The sequence below is a fragment of the Mycobacterium sp. 1245801.1 genome, assembly GCF_001673055.1.
Taxonomy (GTDB): Bacteria; Actinomycetota; Actinomycetes; order Mycobacteriales; family Mycobacteriaceae; genus Mycobacterium; species Mycobacterium europaeum_A.
The window spans coordinates 1-13,733 of sequence record NZ_LZKY01000336.1 but is presented as its reverse complement, the minus strand read 5'-3'; the positions used below and the strand labels follow the sequence as shown (position 1 = coordinate 13,733).

Below are 13,733 nucleotides of genomic sequence, written 5' to 3'. Positions count from 1 at the left end.
TCGTCTCCCAGGACCAGGTGCAACGGCGAAATCTCGGTCACCCCACGATGGTGTCACGCCCCACCGACCGCGCCGCTCGGGGATCGACGGCGCGACGCCCCGCCTACCCCAACCCGGACAGCGCCCACGCCAGCCCGACCAGCGCCCCGACCCCCGCCGCGACGCGAAACAGTCGCCACCGCCACAGCACCACCGCCAGCACCGTGACGCCGCCGACGATCAGGGTGCCGGGCATCCCCTCGGGGACCGGCACCGTGGCGCCGGGCATGTTGGCCGCCGCGTGGGCCACGCCGTCCACCCACCACAACTCCGGGCCGGTGAACCGGATCAGCAGCCGCGCGGCGGCCGGCCATATCGCGCAGAGCGCGGCCGCCGCGGTGCCCAGCACCGTGATCGGGGCGATCACACCGGCCACCGCGAGGTTCGCCAGGGCGGCAACCACGCTGAATCGCCCGGAGATCGCCGCCACCAGCGGCGCGGTCACCACCTGCGCGGCCCACGCGACGGCGAGCGCATCGGCCAGCGGCTTGGGCCATCCCTTGGTGACCAGGCGCCGCGACCAGACCGGCGCGACGACGATCAGCGCCGCGGTGGCGAGCACCGACAGCGCAAACCCCACGTCCACGGCCAGCGTGGGGGCGACCGCCAGCAACACCAGCACGGTGGCGGCGAGGGCCGGAATGGCTTGCCGCCGACGCGAAGTCAACATGCCCGTCAGCGCGATGGCACCCATCACCGCCGCCCGCACCACACTCGCCGTCGGCTGCACGACGATGACGAAGGCCACCAGCGCCAGCGCGGCAAGCGCGACGGCCGACCGCGGGCCGATCAGCCGGGCCGAGAACAGCACGGCCGCACACACGATCGTCACGTTGGCCCCCGACACGGCCATCAGGTGCGTCATGCCGGCCGCACGAAAGTCGCGGCTGGTGTCACTTGGCACCGCCGAGGTGTCGCCGAGCACCAGCGCGGGCAGCATCGCCGCCTGCTCGCCGGGCAGCGTGGCGCGGACCGCGGCGGCAAAGCGGCTGCGCACGCCGTGCGCGGCCGACTGCACTGCGCTCGCGGTGCCCATGGCCGGCGGGCCCGACGCATTGAGCACCGCGACGGTCAGGTCCCGGCGGGTCGGCCGGGTGATCCGCGCGGTGAACCGCACCGGCTGGCCCACCGTCACGGCGGCGAAGTCCGAGGCGCGCGCGAAAACCACGACGCGGCCTGACATTTCGGCGTCGCGCAGGCGTTGCAGGGTCGCCCGAAACATCAGCCGGCTGCTGCCCAGCGACACCGGGCTCTCGGTGAGGGTGACGGTAGCCGGGGCGCTGGTGCCGAAGGCCGCGGTGATCGGGTGGTGAGCGGCCGCGTCGGCGCGCAGCGCGATCGCGAAGCCGTAGCCCGCTCCCACCACACCCACGGCGGCCAGGCCGGCGCTGATCGTGCGGAGCCGGGCCACGCGGCCGGGCCGGCGCGCCGCGCGCCATGCCAGCGCACCGGCGGCGACGGTCAGCGCGACGCAGCACCAGGCGAAGATCCGCCCGGCCGACCACCAGATCCCGCCGGCCGTCACCGCCCAGCAGGTCAGCGCGGCCGGCACCAGGCGCACATCGACATGCCCCGACGGTGATCCACCTAGCCCGGGAGGCAGCACCGGGGTCAGACACGGACCAGCGCGCGCAGCTTCTCCAGCCGCGCCGGCCCGATGCCCTCGACATCGGCGAGCTGGTCGACGCTGGTGAATTTGCCGTTGGCCTGCCGCCACGCCACGATCGCGGCGGCGGTGACCGGCCCAACGCCGGGCAGAGCGTCGAGTTCCGCGACGGTCGCGGTGTTCAGGTCGACCGCCTGGCCCGGCTTCGGCTTGACCGATCCCGACCCGGGCGCCGGCGCCTTGGAGGTCGGCGTCGTTGCGGTGGCGACCGAACTGCCCAGGGCCGTCGGCTGGCCCGGAACGGGAGCGAGGCCGACCACGATCTGTTCGCCGTCACCGACCGGTCGGGCCATGTTCAGTCCGATGGTGTCGGCGCCGTTCACCGCGCCGCCGGCGGCCTGCAGCGCATCGGCGATGCGCGACCCCGGCGCCAGCGTCACCAAACCCGGCGTGTGCACCAAGCCGACGACGCTGACCACCACCGGACGGTCGGGGCTTGCGGGTGGCGCCGCACCCGGGCTGGCCGACGACCTGGCGGTGGACACCTTCTCCACCGGTGGCAGCTTGGCTGACATCACCGGCGCCGGCCGGTCGCGCAACAAGGTGAAAACCGTGACCAGCACCGCCAGCGCCGCCACGATCGCCAACCCGATGGCGCCGGCGCGGCCGGGGTCGGCGCGCACCCTGGCCACCCAGCCGCGGTCCTGCGAGGCGTCGGGAAGCCAGCGCGGCAACAGTGAATTCTGGTCGTCGTCCGGGGCGTCCTGCGTCGAGGCCGACCCGGCGTCCGCGGGCTCGGCGGCGCCATCGGTCTCCGGTTCGGCGTTGAGCCGCCGGTGCAGGCGCTCCGCCGGAAGTTCTGTTCGCATGGGCCGACGGTAGGTCCGCGGACCGTCACACCGGCACCGCTCAACGGCTATCTGTGGATTAACCCGAGGCTGTGCACGGGGCCCGCGAGGGATGGGTCAAGATGGAAGTCGAGCGAACGACCAGCACCGCCAGAAAACAGCTCGGGGCGCTGCGTCGTCACGGTCACCCCGAAACGACAGGAGGCTGCCATGCAACTGGCGCTCACGCCCGAGGAAGCCGCGTTCCGCGACGAACTCCGCACCATCTATACGACCAAGATTCCCGAGGAGCTGCGCGAGCGGGTACGCCGCGGCTCGGCCGAAGTGAACCACGACGACATCGTCACCAGCCACAAGATCCTGCACGAGCACGGCCTGGCAGTACCGAACTGGCCGGTGGAATGGGGCGGCAAGGACTGGACCCCGACCCAGCACCAGATCTGGGCCGACGAGATGCAGCTGGCGTGCGTCCCCGAGCCGCTGAACTTCAACACCAAGATGGTGGGCCCGGTGATCGCCGAATTCGGTTCGGAGGAAGTCAAACAACGCTTCCTGCCCCCGACCGCCAGCCTCGACATCTGGTGGTGCCAGGGCTTCTCCGAGCCCGAGGCGGGGTCGGATCTGGCCTCGCTGCGCACCACCGCGGTGCGGGACGGCGACGACTACGTGGTCAACGGCCAAAAGACCTGGACCACGCTCGGCCAGTACGCGGACTGGATCTTCTGCCTGGTCCGCACCGACCCGCAAGCGCCCAAGCGGCAGGCCGGCATCTCCTTTTTGCTCTTCGACATGAAGACGCCGGGCATCACCCTGCGACCCATCAAGACGATCGACGGCGGCCACGAAATCAACGAGGTCTTCTTCGAGGACGTCCGGGTTCCCGCCAATCAGCTTGTCGGAGAAGAGAATCAGGGCTGGACGTACGCGAAATTCCTGCTCGGCAACGAGCGCACCGGCATCGCCGGGGTGGGACGGACCAAGGTGCGCCTCGCCGAGGTGAAGAAACACGCCAAGACCACCGGAGTGCTGGGCGACCCGCTGTTCGCGGCGCGGCTGGCCGAGGCCGAAAACGAGCTGCTGGCACTGGAACTCACCCAGTCGCGGGTCGTCACCGACTCCGCGGACGGGCAGCCCAATCCGGCCTCGTCGGTGCTCAAACTGCGCGGCAGTCAATTGCAGCAGGTGGCCACCGAACTGCTCGTCGAGGTGGCCGGGCCAGACGCGCTGCCGGCCAACGGCGAAGACATCGCCTCGCCGGACTGGGCCCAACACAGTGCGCCGCACTACCTCAACTACCGCAAGACGTCGATCTACGGCGGCAGCAGCGAGGTGCAGCGCAACATCATCGCGTCGACGATTCTGGGATTGTGAGGCAGTCATGGACTTTCAGCTGAGCGACGAGCAGGCCCTGCTCCGCGACACCACGCGCGACCTGCTGTCGCGCACCTACGACCCGGAAAGCCGCAACAAGATCATCGGCTCCGATCTCGGCTGGAGCCGCGAGGTCTGGAGCCAGCTCGCCGACACCGGCATCCTCGGCCTCGGATTCGATCCGGACGAGTCCGGCCAGATCGAGATCATGGTGGTGCTCAACGAGGTCGGGCGCCGCCTCGCCCCCGAACCGGTACTGCACGCCGCGCTGGGACCCGGTGCGCTGATCGCCGAGCTGGGCACCGACGCGCAGAAGGAACTGCTCGACGAGGTCGCGGGCGGGCAGCGGCTGCTGGCGTTCGCCCACCTCGAGCCGGGGCAGCGCGATCCGTCCGCCGAGTTGAGCACCAAGGCTGCGCAGCAAGGTGATTCGTGGACCTTGAGCGGTCGGAAGAACCCGGTGCTGGCCGGGGACGCCGCCGACACCCTGGTGGTCAGCGCCGCCTTGCCGAGCGGCGGCGCCGGCCTGTTCCTGGTCGATGCGGCATCGGTCACCAGGCACCCGTTCCGGACGTTCGACGGACAGCGCGGCGCCCAGATCGACCTGGACTCCACTGCCGCCGAACCCCTCGGCGAGGCGGTCGACGCGTCGGGCGCGATCCGCGACGCCATCGTGCGCATCCAGTCCGCGTTGTGCGCCGAAGCGCTGGGCGCCATGGAGGAATCGCTGCGCCTGACCACTGATTACCTCAAGACCCGCAAGCAGTTCGGCGTCACGCTCAACAAATTCCAGGCGCTCACGCAACGCGCGGCCGACATGTACGTCTCGCTGGAACTGGCCCGCAGCATGACCCTGTACGCGGCCATGTCGATCGCTGACGGCAACATCGACCCGGTGATCGCCTCGCGCGCCAAGCTGCAGGTCGGCCGATCGGGACGGCACATCGCGCAGGAGTCGGTCCAGATGCACGGCGGCATCGGGGTGACCGCGGAATACCCGGTCAGCCACTATGCCGCCCGGCTCACCGCGATCGAGCACACGCTGGGCACCTCGGGTGAGCACCTGCACAACCTGATCGACCACCTCGGCGACTACGACCTGGCCCGCCTCTAACGCATGGCCGAGCTGACCGAAAAGGTCATCGAGTTCCTCTCGACCGGCACCCGTACCGGGATGCTGGGCTACGTCGCCGCCGATGGCAGGCCGCTGGTCGCCCCGGTGTGGTTCGTCGTCGACGACGGGCAGTTGGCGTTCAACACCGGTCGCGACACGTCGAAAGGCCGTGCCCTGGCCCGCGATCCGCGAGTGGTGATCTGCGTCGACGACCCTCATCCGCCGTATTCGTTCGTCCAGGTGCAGGGCGTGGCCACGGTCAGCGAGGATCCGCAGGACGTGCTGGACATCGCGACCCGCACCGGGGGCCGCTACATGGGCGCCGACCGCGCCGACGAATTCGGCAGGCGCAACGCCGTTCCCGGCGAATTAGTGGTGCGGCTGCGTCCGACCAAGGTCATCACCGGGTTCGACATCAGCGCCTGACATCATTGCGGCTCCTGCGCCGCAACCGGTTCCGGCTGGCCCGGCTCGGTGTCCGCGTCGGGCAGCTGACCCACGAGGTATTCGGCCAGGCCTCCGATGGTCGGATAGTCGAACACCGCAGTCGCGTTGATCGTGAACTTACCGCCGAACTGACTGTGCAGCCGGTTGCGCAGCTCGATCGCCATCAACGAATCCGTCCCCAGGTCCAGGAACCGGCTGCTCGCCGCCGGCGGTGAGGCGAGCCGCAGGAAGTTCTGCACCTCTCGTTGCAGGAATTCGGTCACGAAACCGGCGCGCTGTGGCACCGGAATCTCCATGAGCTGCTTGAGCAACTCGCTGTCACCGGTCACCTCTCCGACCGCACTGGGCAACACCACGTCGAGGATCGGTGGTCGCGAACTGCCCAGCACCTTCGCGGCGCGCTGCCAGTTGGCCTTGAGGACGGTGGCCTGGCCGGTTCCGTTCGCGACGACCTCGGCGAGGGCACCCAGGGCCGCCGACGGTTCCAGCGGAATCAGGCCCTGCGCACTGATGTTGGCGGTCGCGGCCTCCGAGGAGGCCATGCCGCCCTGGGCCCAGGGACCGAAGTTGACGCCGGTGGCCGGCAGGCCCTGCGCCCTGCGCTGTGCGACCAGGCCGTCGAGCAGCGCGTTGGCGGTCGCGTAGTTGGACTGACCGGGCGAACCGAACACGCTCGACACCGACGAGGACACGATGAAGAAGTCGAGCTCGTCGTCTCGGGTCAACCTGTCCAGGTGGCATGCGCCGAATGCCTTGGGCGCCAACGTTGTCTGGAACCGTTCCAGGCTCTGCTGGGACAGCAGCGCATCATCGAGCACGCCGGCCAGATGGGCCACGCCGGCCAACGGTGGCAGCTCCGCGCGGATGCGCGCCAGCAGCGCGGCAACCTCGGACTCGTTGCCGACGTCGGCGGTGAAGACATGGATGCGGCACTTGTAGCGCTCGGTCATCTCCTCGATCAACCGTTGCGCGTCCGCACCCGGCTCCCGTCGGCTGGTCAGCACGATGTCACCGGCACCGAGCTGCGCCAGATACGACGCCGTGTGCAGACCGATGGCTCCCAGTCCACCGGTGATCAGGTAGCTCCGATCCGCCCGCGGCTGCAGCGGATTGGGTATCTGCACCACGATCTTGCCGATGTGCCGCGCTTGCTGCATGCGGCGGAACGCGGCCCGCGCCTCGGTCAGGGGGTAGATCTCGGCCGGCAGCGGTGTCCAGTCCCCGTCGGCCAATCCCTGTGACACCTCGGTCAGCAAGCCCCGAATGCGTTCGGGCTCTTGGAAGGTCACCGTGTCCAGCGCCACGATCTCGTAGGCGATGTCGGGACGGGCCTGCGCCATCTGCTCGGGTGTCCAGATGTCGCGCTTGGCGATCTCGGCGAAGCGGCCGTTCTGGGCGGTCGCCCGCACGGTCGCTTCGAGGAACCCCTCGCTGGTCAGGCTGTTGAGCACCACGTCGACGCCGGCACCGTCGGTGTCGGCGAGGATCTGGTCGGCGAAATCCGTTGTGCGCGAGTCATAGACGTACTCCACACCCAGCTTGCGCAGCGTCGCGCGCTTGAAGGTGCTGGCGGTGGCGAAGACGGTGGCACCGCACTGCTGAGCCATCTGGATGGCCGCCAGGCCGACACCGCCGCTGGCGGCGTGGATGAGCACACGGTCGCCGGGCTTCAGCTGTGCCCAGTCGAACGCGAGCCGAACCGTCAGCGCCGCAGCGGGAATGGTGGCCGCCTCGACCGCACTGACGCCGTCGGGGATCGGCGCGAGCAGCTGGGCGGGCACGTTGAACCGGCTGGAGAACGCCCCCTGCATGAAGCCGTAGACGCGCTGACCGACCTCGAGCCCGGTGACGCCGGCGCCCAATTGCGTGACGACGCCGGCGAAATCACCGCCGATGGGTCCCGGGTCGCCCGGATAGAGGCCGAGGACGTTGAGCACGTCGCGGAAGTTGAGGCCCGAGGCCTCCACCCGGACCTGCACATAGCCCTCGCCCGGAGGTGCGACGTCCACTTCCGTGAGTCGCAGGTTGTCGATCGCGCCGCGCTCGGTGGGCGCCAGGACGTAGTCGCCCGCACGCGGCACCGTGAGATGACCGCTGCGCGCCCACGGCAGCAACCGGGATGCCAGCAGCTTTCCTTGTCGCACCGCCAGTTCCGGTTCGTCCACCGGGGTGGCCAACAGGCTGGCCAGCGCGTGCACGGCCTCCGGTGATCCGTCGCAATCGATCAACTTGGCGCGCAGCGCCGGTTCCTCGTTGATCGTGGTGCGCCCGAGCCCCCACAGCGCCGCCTGCACCGGGTCGACCGGCTCGCCGGATTCGCATGCCACGGCCCGCTCGGTGACAATCCACAGTCCCCCAGGCAAATTCACGCCGCCGCCCTGCACCGCGTGCACGGCGCTGAGCAGATTGGCGATCTCGGTCTCGAGGCGCGCCGCCCCATTGGTCGAGTCGGCGCCACCTTTGCCCGCGTTGGGCGCTTCGCCGCGCCAGACGACGCCGGCGAACGGCAGCCCCTGCTCGGCGGCCTGAGTCAGCACCTGCCCCAACGGCTGCGGATCTGCGCTCCGGTCGAACGGGATGCAGCCCGGCACCTTGGCGGCCAGTTCGTCGAATCCGGCGATCAACCAGGTGCCGCCGATCTCTGCGGCTTCTTCAGCCGGCGGCGCCGGCACCTCGTGCCAGCCGAGGGTGTACAGCAGCCGGGTGGCATCGCCGCCGAGGCCGCGCAGCAACGCCTCGCGCGGTGCGCGCTTCACCGTGAACTCGCGAATCCCGCCCAGCCGGCGGCCGTCCCGGTCGACGAAATCGAGGTCGAATACCTGGGTCTCGCTGTTGAGTTCGCTGGTGTGCCACCTCGCACGGCAGTAGAACCGCCGCGGCATCTTCTCCCGCAACATCACTTGCCCGTAGCGCAGCGGCAGGAACAGATCGTTGACGCCCTGTTCGGCGGCGAGGAGCGCCGGGAAGGCCGGGAAGGCGACCCCGGTGCACAGGTCCATCAGCACCGGGTGCATCGGCTCGCTGCCGAGTTGTTCGGCGAGTTCGGCACCGACGAGGATGTCGCCGACCCCCTCGCCGTCACCGAGCCACAGTGACTTCAGGGAACCGGACCAGGTCGGTCCCCAGGCCAGCTCCAAGTCGGCGAAGGTCTCGAACAACTCCTGTGGACGCATGCGGTTCAGCCGCTCGAGCGCTTCGTCGATCGGATCACCGTCGTCGGACACCGGCTCGTCGGTGACGTCGTCCGCGCCGGCGACCACGGTGCCTTCGGCGTTCAACGACCACTCGGCTCCGCGTTCCCCGTAGGGACGGCTGTGCACCTGGAAGGTGAATTCGCGACCTGCCTGCACCGGGTGCAAGGTCAGCTGTACCTCGCGAGAACTCTTCTCCGGCAAGATGATCGGCTCGTAGAAGAAGACGTCCTTCGCCCGTGCCGGAGTGCCGACCGCGGCCAACGCCATCGCCGCGTAGGTTGCGCCGGGCACCACGACCGTGCCGTAGATGACGTGATCGGATAACCACGGCTGCGATTTGACGGACAACCTGCTGGTGTAGACGGAGTCGCCCGAGGCGAGGTCCTTCGCGCTGCCCAGGATGCCCGAAGACGGGCCGGCCCCTCCGACGACGGCGGTGCCGGATGTCTTGGGCCAGAACCGGCGGCGCTGGAACGGATAGGTGGGCAGTTCGATGCTGCGACGTCGCTGACCATGCAGCGCAGCGAAATCCGGACGATGGCCGCCGACGTAGGCCGCGGCCAGCGCGTCGGCGATCTGGCGCCGATCGCCGACGCCCTTACGCAGCGAGACGATCGCCCGCGGTGCGGTCAGGTGCTCCGGCCAGACCTGCACCGCGGCACCGGTCAGCACCGGTTGCGGACCGATCTCCATCAACACCGAGCAGCCCAGCGCCGCCGCGGTGCGCACGCTTTCGGCGAACTGCACCGGCTGGCGGGAATGGCGCCGCCAGTACGCGGCGTCGAGCGGGGTTTGGCCCGTCAGCACGGCCCCGGTGCGGTTGCAGATCAACGGCATCGTCGGGGCGGCGAACTCCAATTGCGCTGCGTAGGACTCGAATTCGTCGAGCACCGGATCCAACAACTCGGAGTGGAAGGCGTGGCTGGTCTGCAGCCACGTGCAGCGGATCGCCTCGTCGCCGAACTTGGCGACGATCTGTTCGAGGTCCTCACCCGGACCCGACAGCACCGTATTCGGTCCGTTGTACGCGCCGACCGACACTCGCGGGAATCCGCCGGCGACCTCCTCGACGTGCTTGGCGTCGGCGAATACCGCCACCATCCGTCCGCCCTCGGGCAGGCTGCCGAACATCCGGCCGCGCTCGGCCATCAGCCGGGCGCCGTCCTCGAGACTGAACACCCCGGCCACGCAGGCCGCCGCGTACTGGCCGACGCTGTGCCCGAGCACCACATCGGGTTCGATCCCCCACGACTGCCACAGCCGGGCCAGGCCCATTTCGACGGCGAACAGCGCCGGCTGGGCAAACGACGTGTGCCGCAGCCTCTCTCCGGCTTTGCCCCCCGTTTCGCGATCGGTGGCGAACAGCACCTCCAGCAAGGGATGCGGCAGGATGTCACGGACCGCGTCCGCGCACCGCGTCACCGTTTCGGCGAAAACCGGTTCGGTGTCGAACAACTCACGCGCCATCCCCGGGTACTGGCTGCCCTGGCCGGTGAACAACCATGCCGTCATCGGGTGGTGTGTGTGTTCGCCACGCACAACGCCGGGCCGCAGGCGGTTCTCGGCCAATTCGGCCAGGGCGTCGCGCGCGCTCTCGAGCGAGTCCACCACCAGGGCGGCGCGGTGTTCGAAGTGTGACCGGCCCGTTCCGGCGGTGAGGCATACCTCGGTGAGGTCCGCATCCGGGTGGGCGGCCAGCCACGCCTCGTAACGCTGCGCCAACGCCACCAGCGCTTCGGGTGACCGCGCGGACAGCGCGAGCACCGTGGCGCCCTGAGCGTGCGACGCCGAGTCCGCGGCGGCGTCGTCGGCGGGGTTCGGGTCGGCGGATACGGCGCGCGCCGGTGCCTCCTCCACCAGGACGTGCGCGTTGGTTCCGGTGAACCCGAACGAGCTCACGCCCGCGCGCCGCGGCCTGCCGTTGGGCTGCCACGGCATCGTCTTGTCGACCACCCGCACGGGCAGCGAGTCCCACGGAATGTGCGGCGACGGCTGCTCGAAGTGCAGGCTCGGCGGCAGGACCTCGTGCTGCAGCGACAGCACGACTTTGATCAGACCGGCTGCGCCCGAAGCGGATTCGGTGTGACCGATGTTGGTCTTCACCGAGCCCATCAGCAGCGGCCGGTCGGCGTCGCGCGAGGCGCCGTAGGCGGCGGCCGCGGCCTGCACCTCGATCGGATCACCCAACGGGGTGCCCGTCCCGTGCGCCTCGAGGTAGTCGACGTCCCCGCCGGCCAGACCCGCACGAGCCAGCGCCATCCCGATGAGCCGTTGCTGCGCACCACCATTGGGCACAGTCAAACCGCTGGACGCGCCGTCCTGGTTGACCGCGCTGCTGGTGATCACCGCGCAGATCCGGTCGCCGTCGCGCTCCGCGTCGCTCAACCTCTTCAGTACGAGGATTCCGCAGCCCTCGCTGCGCACGTAACCGTCGGCGGAGGCGTCGAACGTCTTGCATCGGCCCACCGGGGAAAGCATCCGCGCGCGGGAGGCCGCGATGACCGTCACAGGACTCAGCAGGACGTTCACTCCGCCGGCCAGCGCCATGTCGCAGTCGCCGGACCGCAACGCCTGGCAGGCCTGATGGACGGCCACCAGCGCCGAACTGCATGCGGTGTCGATCGCCACCGCCGGTCCCTCGAGTCCCAGCGCGAAGGCGACCCGACCGGAGATGGCGTTGAGCGCATTGCCGGTGATGAAGTGCGGTTCGATCTTGTCGATCGACTCCGATGACAGCAGATGCGCGTATTCGTTGGCCGCCACACCGGTGAAGACTCCGGTTCGGCTGCCGCGCAATGCGGCCGGCGAGTACCCGGCGCGCTCCAGGCCCTCCCACGCCGTTTCGAGCATCAGCCGCTGCTGCGGCTCGATCCAGACGGCCTCGCGGGGCGAGATGCCGAAGAATTCGGGATCGAATCCGTCGATTTCGTCCAGGAATCCGCCGAACCGGGTGTAGGTCTTGCCTGGGGCGTCCGGATCCGGGTCGTAGAACTCGTCGATGTCGAATCGGTCCTCCGGGACCTCCCGGATCGCGTCGACCCCTTCGGACAGCACCTGCCAGAACGCTTCCGGGTCGGGCGCGCCGGGGAAACGGCAGGACACCGCGACGATCGCGATCGGTTCGTCCGTGCGGGTCGTCACCACCGCTGCCGGCTGGGACCCCGTTTTCGAGGACGTTTGATCGCGGAGCTCGAGCACGTCGCCGAGCAGGTAGTCGGCCACGTCGGACAGCCGTGGGTGATCCATCGCCAGGGTGGCCGGGACCTGCTTACCCACCCCTTCCTCGATGCGCCGACGCAATTCGACCGCCATCAACGAATCCATGCCGAGATCGAAAAACCCTGCGTCCTCGCGGATCTCGGCGGCGTCGACGCGGGTCACCTCCGCGACCGCATCACGCAGATAATCGGTCAACAGTTTCTTGCGCTGCTGTACCGGAGCGGCCGTGAGCCGGTCGACCAACGGGGTGTTCCCGGCCGGCGTCGCCGCGGGCACCGCAGCGGGCACCTCGCGCTCCAGCTCCGCCAGGAACGCCCGCCGACCCGCTTGCTGGTAGAGCGGCAAGAAGCGGGTCCAGTCGATTCGGGCCACTACTCCGTGGGCAGCGCCCCGCGCCGAGGCGGCCGCCGCCACATCGGACAACCCCGCAAGCGCATCGGCCGGTGCCAGCGTACGGATCCCGCGCTGATCCAGTCGCGCACGAGATTCCGCGTCGGCCATACCGGCCGCCCACGGCCCGAAGTTGACGCTCACGCCGAGGATGCCCTGTTCGCGCAGCCGCCACGCCAGCCCGTCCAGGAAGGCGTTCGCCGCGCCGTAGGCGCTCTGGCCGAATCCACCCCACACCGAGGCGATCGAGGACGTGCTGAGGAAGAAGTCGAGCTTCAGCTCCGTCGCCGCCTCGCTCAAATGCCAGGCGCCCCAGACTTTTCCGGCGAAGACGCGATCGACCTCGGCATCGTCCAAGGCGCTCAGGGGCGTGGTACCGATCTCCCCCGCGGCATGGACGATGCCGGCCAACGGCGGCAACTCGGCCTGCACGCCCGCCAGCAGGCGTGCGACGTCGTGCGCGTCGGCGACATCGGCGGCCACGACCCGGATTTGGCAGCCGTGCGCCTCACCGAGTGCGTCGATGCGCTGTCGGACCGCATCGGTCGGCGCGCGCCGACCGGTTAACACCAGATGCCCGGCGCCGTTGGCGGCCAGGTGCCCGGCGATCTCCAGCCCGATCGCACCCAGCCCGCCGGTCACCAAATACGTTGCGTCATTGCGCAATTGCAGCGACGTGCCGCTCGGGGTCTCGGTGCGCCGAACCAACCGGGGAACGTAGACGGCCCGATCACGCAGCGCGAGCTGGTCTTCCCTGATCGCCGCGTCGTCCGCGGGGGCGATCCGGTCGATGAGCGCAGACCATTCGTCGGCGGTCCCCGCTGACAAGTCCGCGAGTCCGCCCCATACCTGCGGCAGCTCCAGCGATGCGGCGCGACTGAAGCCCCACAGGCTGCTCTGGTGCGGCGCCACCGTGTCCGTATCGGTGACGCGCTGCGCGCCGCGCGTCACGACCCAGATGGGACTGCGCAACTGCGCGGCGACCGCGGCACGAAACACCCGCCGCGTCCCGCCGAGGATCCGGTGCTGCATCCGCAACAGTGAGCGCATCGACGGCGTGGTCCCCGCCTCCAGGGCCGCGGCATGCACGACGCGAAGCGTCGAATCGTCCGCAGCGGCGGCGCGAAACACGCCCACGAGGTGTTCCTCGTCCGCGTCGGACACCGGCAACCCGATGACCTCGAATCGGTCGTTGCGTGCGGTCAGCGCGTCGACCAACGGCTGGACCGCGTCGGTACCGTCGGCGACGATGACCCACCGCGACTCCCCGCCCACGTCTGCCGGTGACGGCTCGGCGGTCGATGTGTCCCAGCGGATCTCGTAGCGGTCGTTCTCGATGGACCGGGTGGTGCGCTGTTGATTGTGTTGTGCCGCAAGCTTGGTGAGCACCTGCAGGGTCTGATGATCGCCGCTCGCGCCGTCGAGCAGCGTCGCGAGCTCCTCGATCCGGCCGTCCTCGAGAAGGCGGACCGCTTCGGTGCGCGGCCCACCGACGTCGCGGCGTT

Annotated in this window: 6 protein-coding genes; 3 read left to right on the top strand and 3 right to left on the bottom strand. The window is 69.8% G+C overall.

All coding sequences use genetic code 11. The features are described from left to right. Positions 1–103: 103 nt before the first annotated feature. Positions 104–1,600: a ComEC/Rec2 family competence protein gene (locus A5622_RS21055; protein ID WP_066880997.1), complete on the bottom strand. Its 1,497-nt coding sequence runs from the start codon at positions 1,598–1,600 to the stop codon at positions 104–106. A 50-nt stretch (positions 1,601–1,650) separates the two neighbouring features. After that, entirely contained in the window at positions 1,651–2,514 is an 864-nt protein-coding gene (locus A5622_RS21050; protein WP_066880995.1) for a ComEA family DNA-binding protein, read from the bottom strand. A gap of 189 nt (positions 2,515–2,703) precedes the next feature. Here A5622_RS21050 and A5622_RS21045 point away from each other — a divergent pair, with 189 nt between their 5' ends. From A5622_RS21045 to A5622_RS21035, 3 genes are read left to right on the top strand one after another with little or no spacing between them, the layout of a single operon-like run. Beyond that, positions 2,704–3,864 (top strand): acyl-CoA dehydrogenase family protein, encoded by a 1,161-nt coding sequence (locus A5622_RS21045; protein WP_066880993.1) that lies wholly within the window; start codon positions 2,704–2,706, stop codon positions 3,862–3,864. Between the two features lie 7 nt (positions 3,865–3,871). Then, on the top strand, positions 3,872–4,978 hold the full coding sequence (locus tag A5622_RS21040; RefSeq protein WP_066867127.1) for an acyl-CoA dehydrogenase family protein: 1,107 nt from the start codon (positions 3,872–3,874) through the stop codon (positions 4,976–4,978). A gap of 3 nt (positions 4,979–4,981) precedes the next feature. Continuing rightward, positions 4,982–5,404 (top strand): PPOX class F420-dependent oxidoreductase, encoded by a 423-nt coding sequence (locus tag A5622_RS21035; protein ID WP_066880991.1) that lies wholly within the window; start codon positions 4,982–4,984, stop codon positions 5,402–5,404. 2 nt (positions 5,405–5,406) lie between these two features. Here the strand turns inward: A5622_RS21035 and A5622_RS21030 are convergent. Beyond that, positions 5,407–13,733: type I polyketide synthase (locus A5622_RS21030; protein WP_066880988.1), on the bottom strand; the 8,327-nt coding region annotated here is incomplete at its 5' end.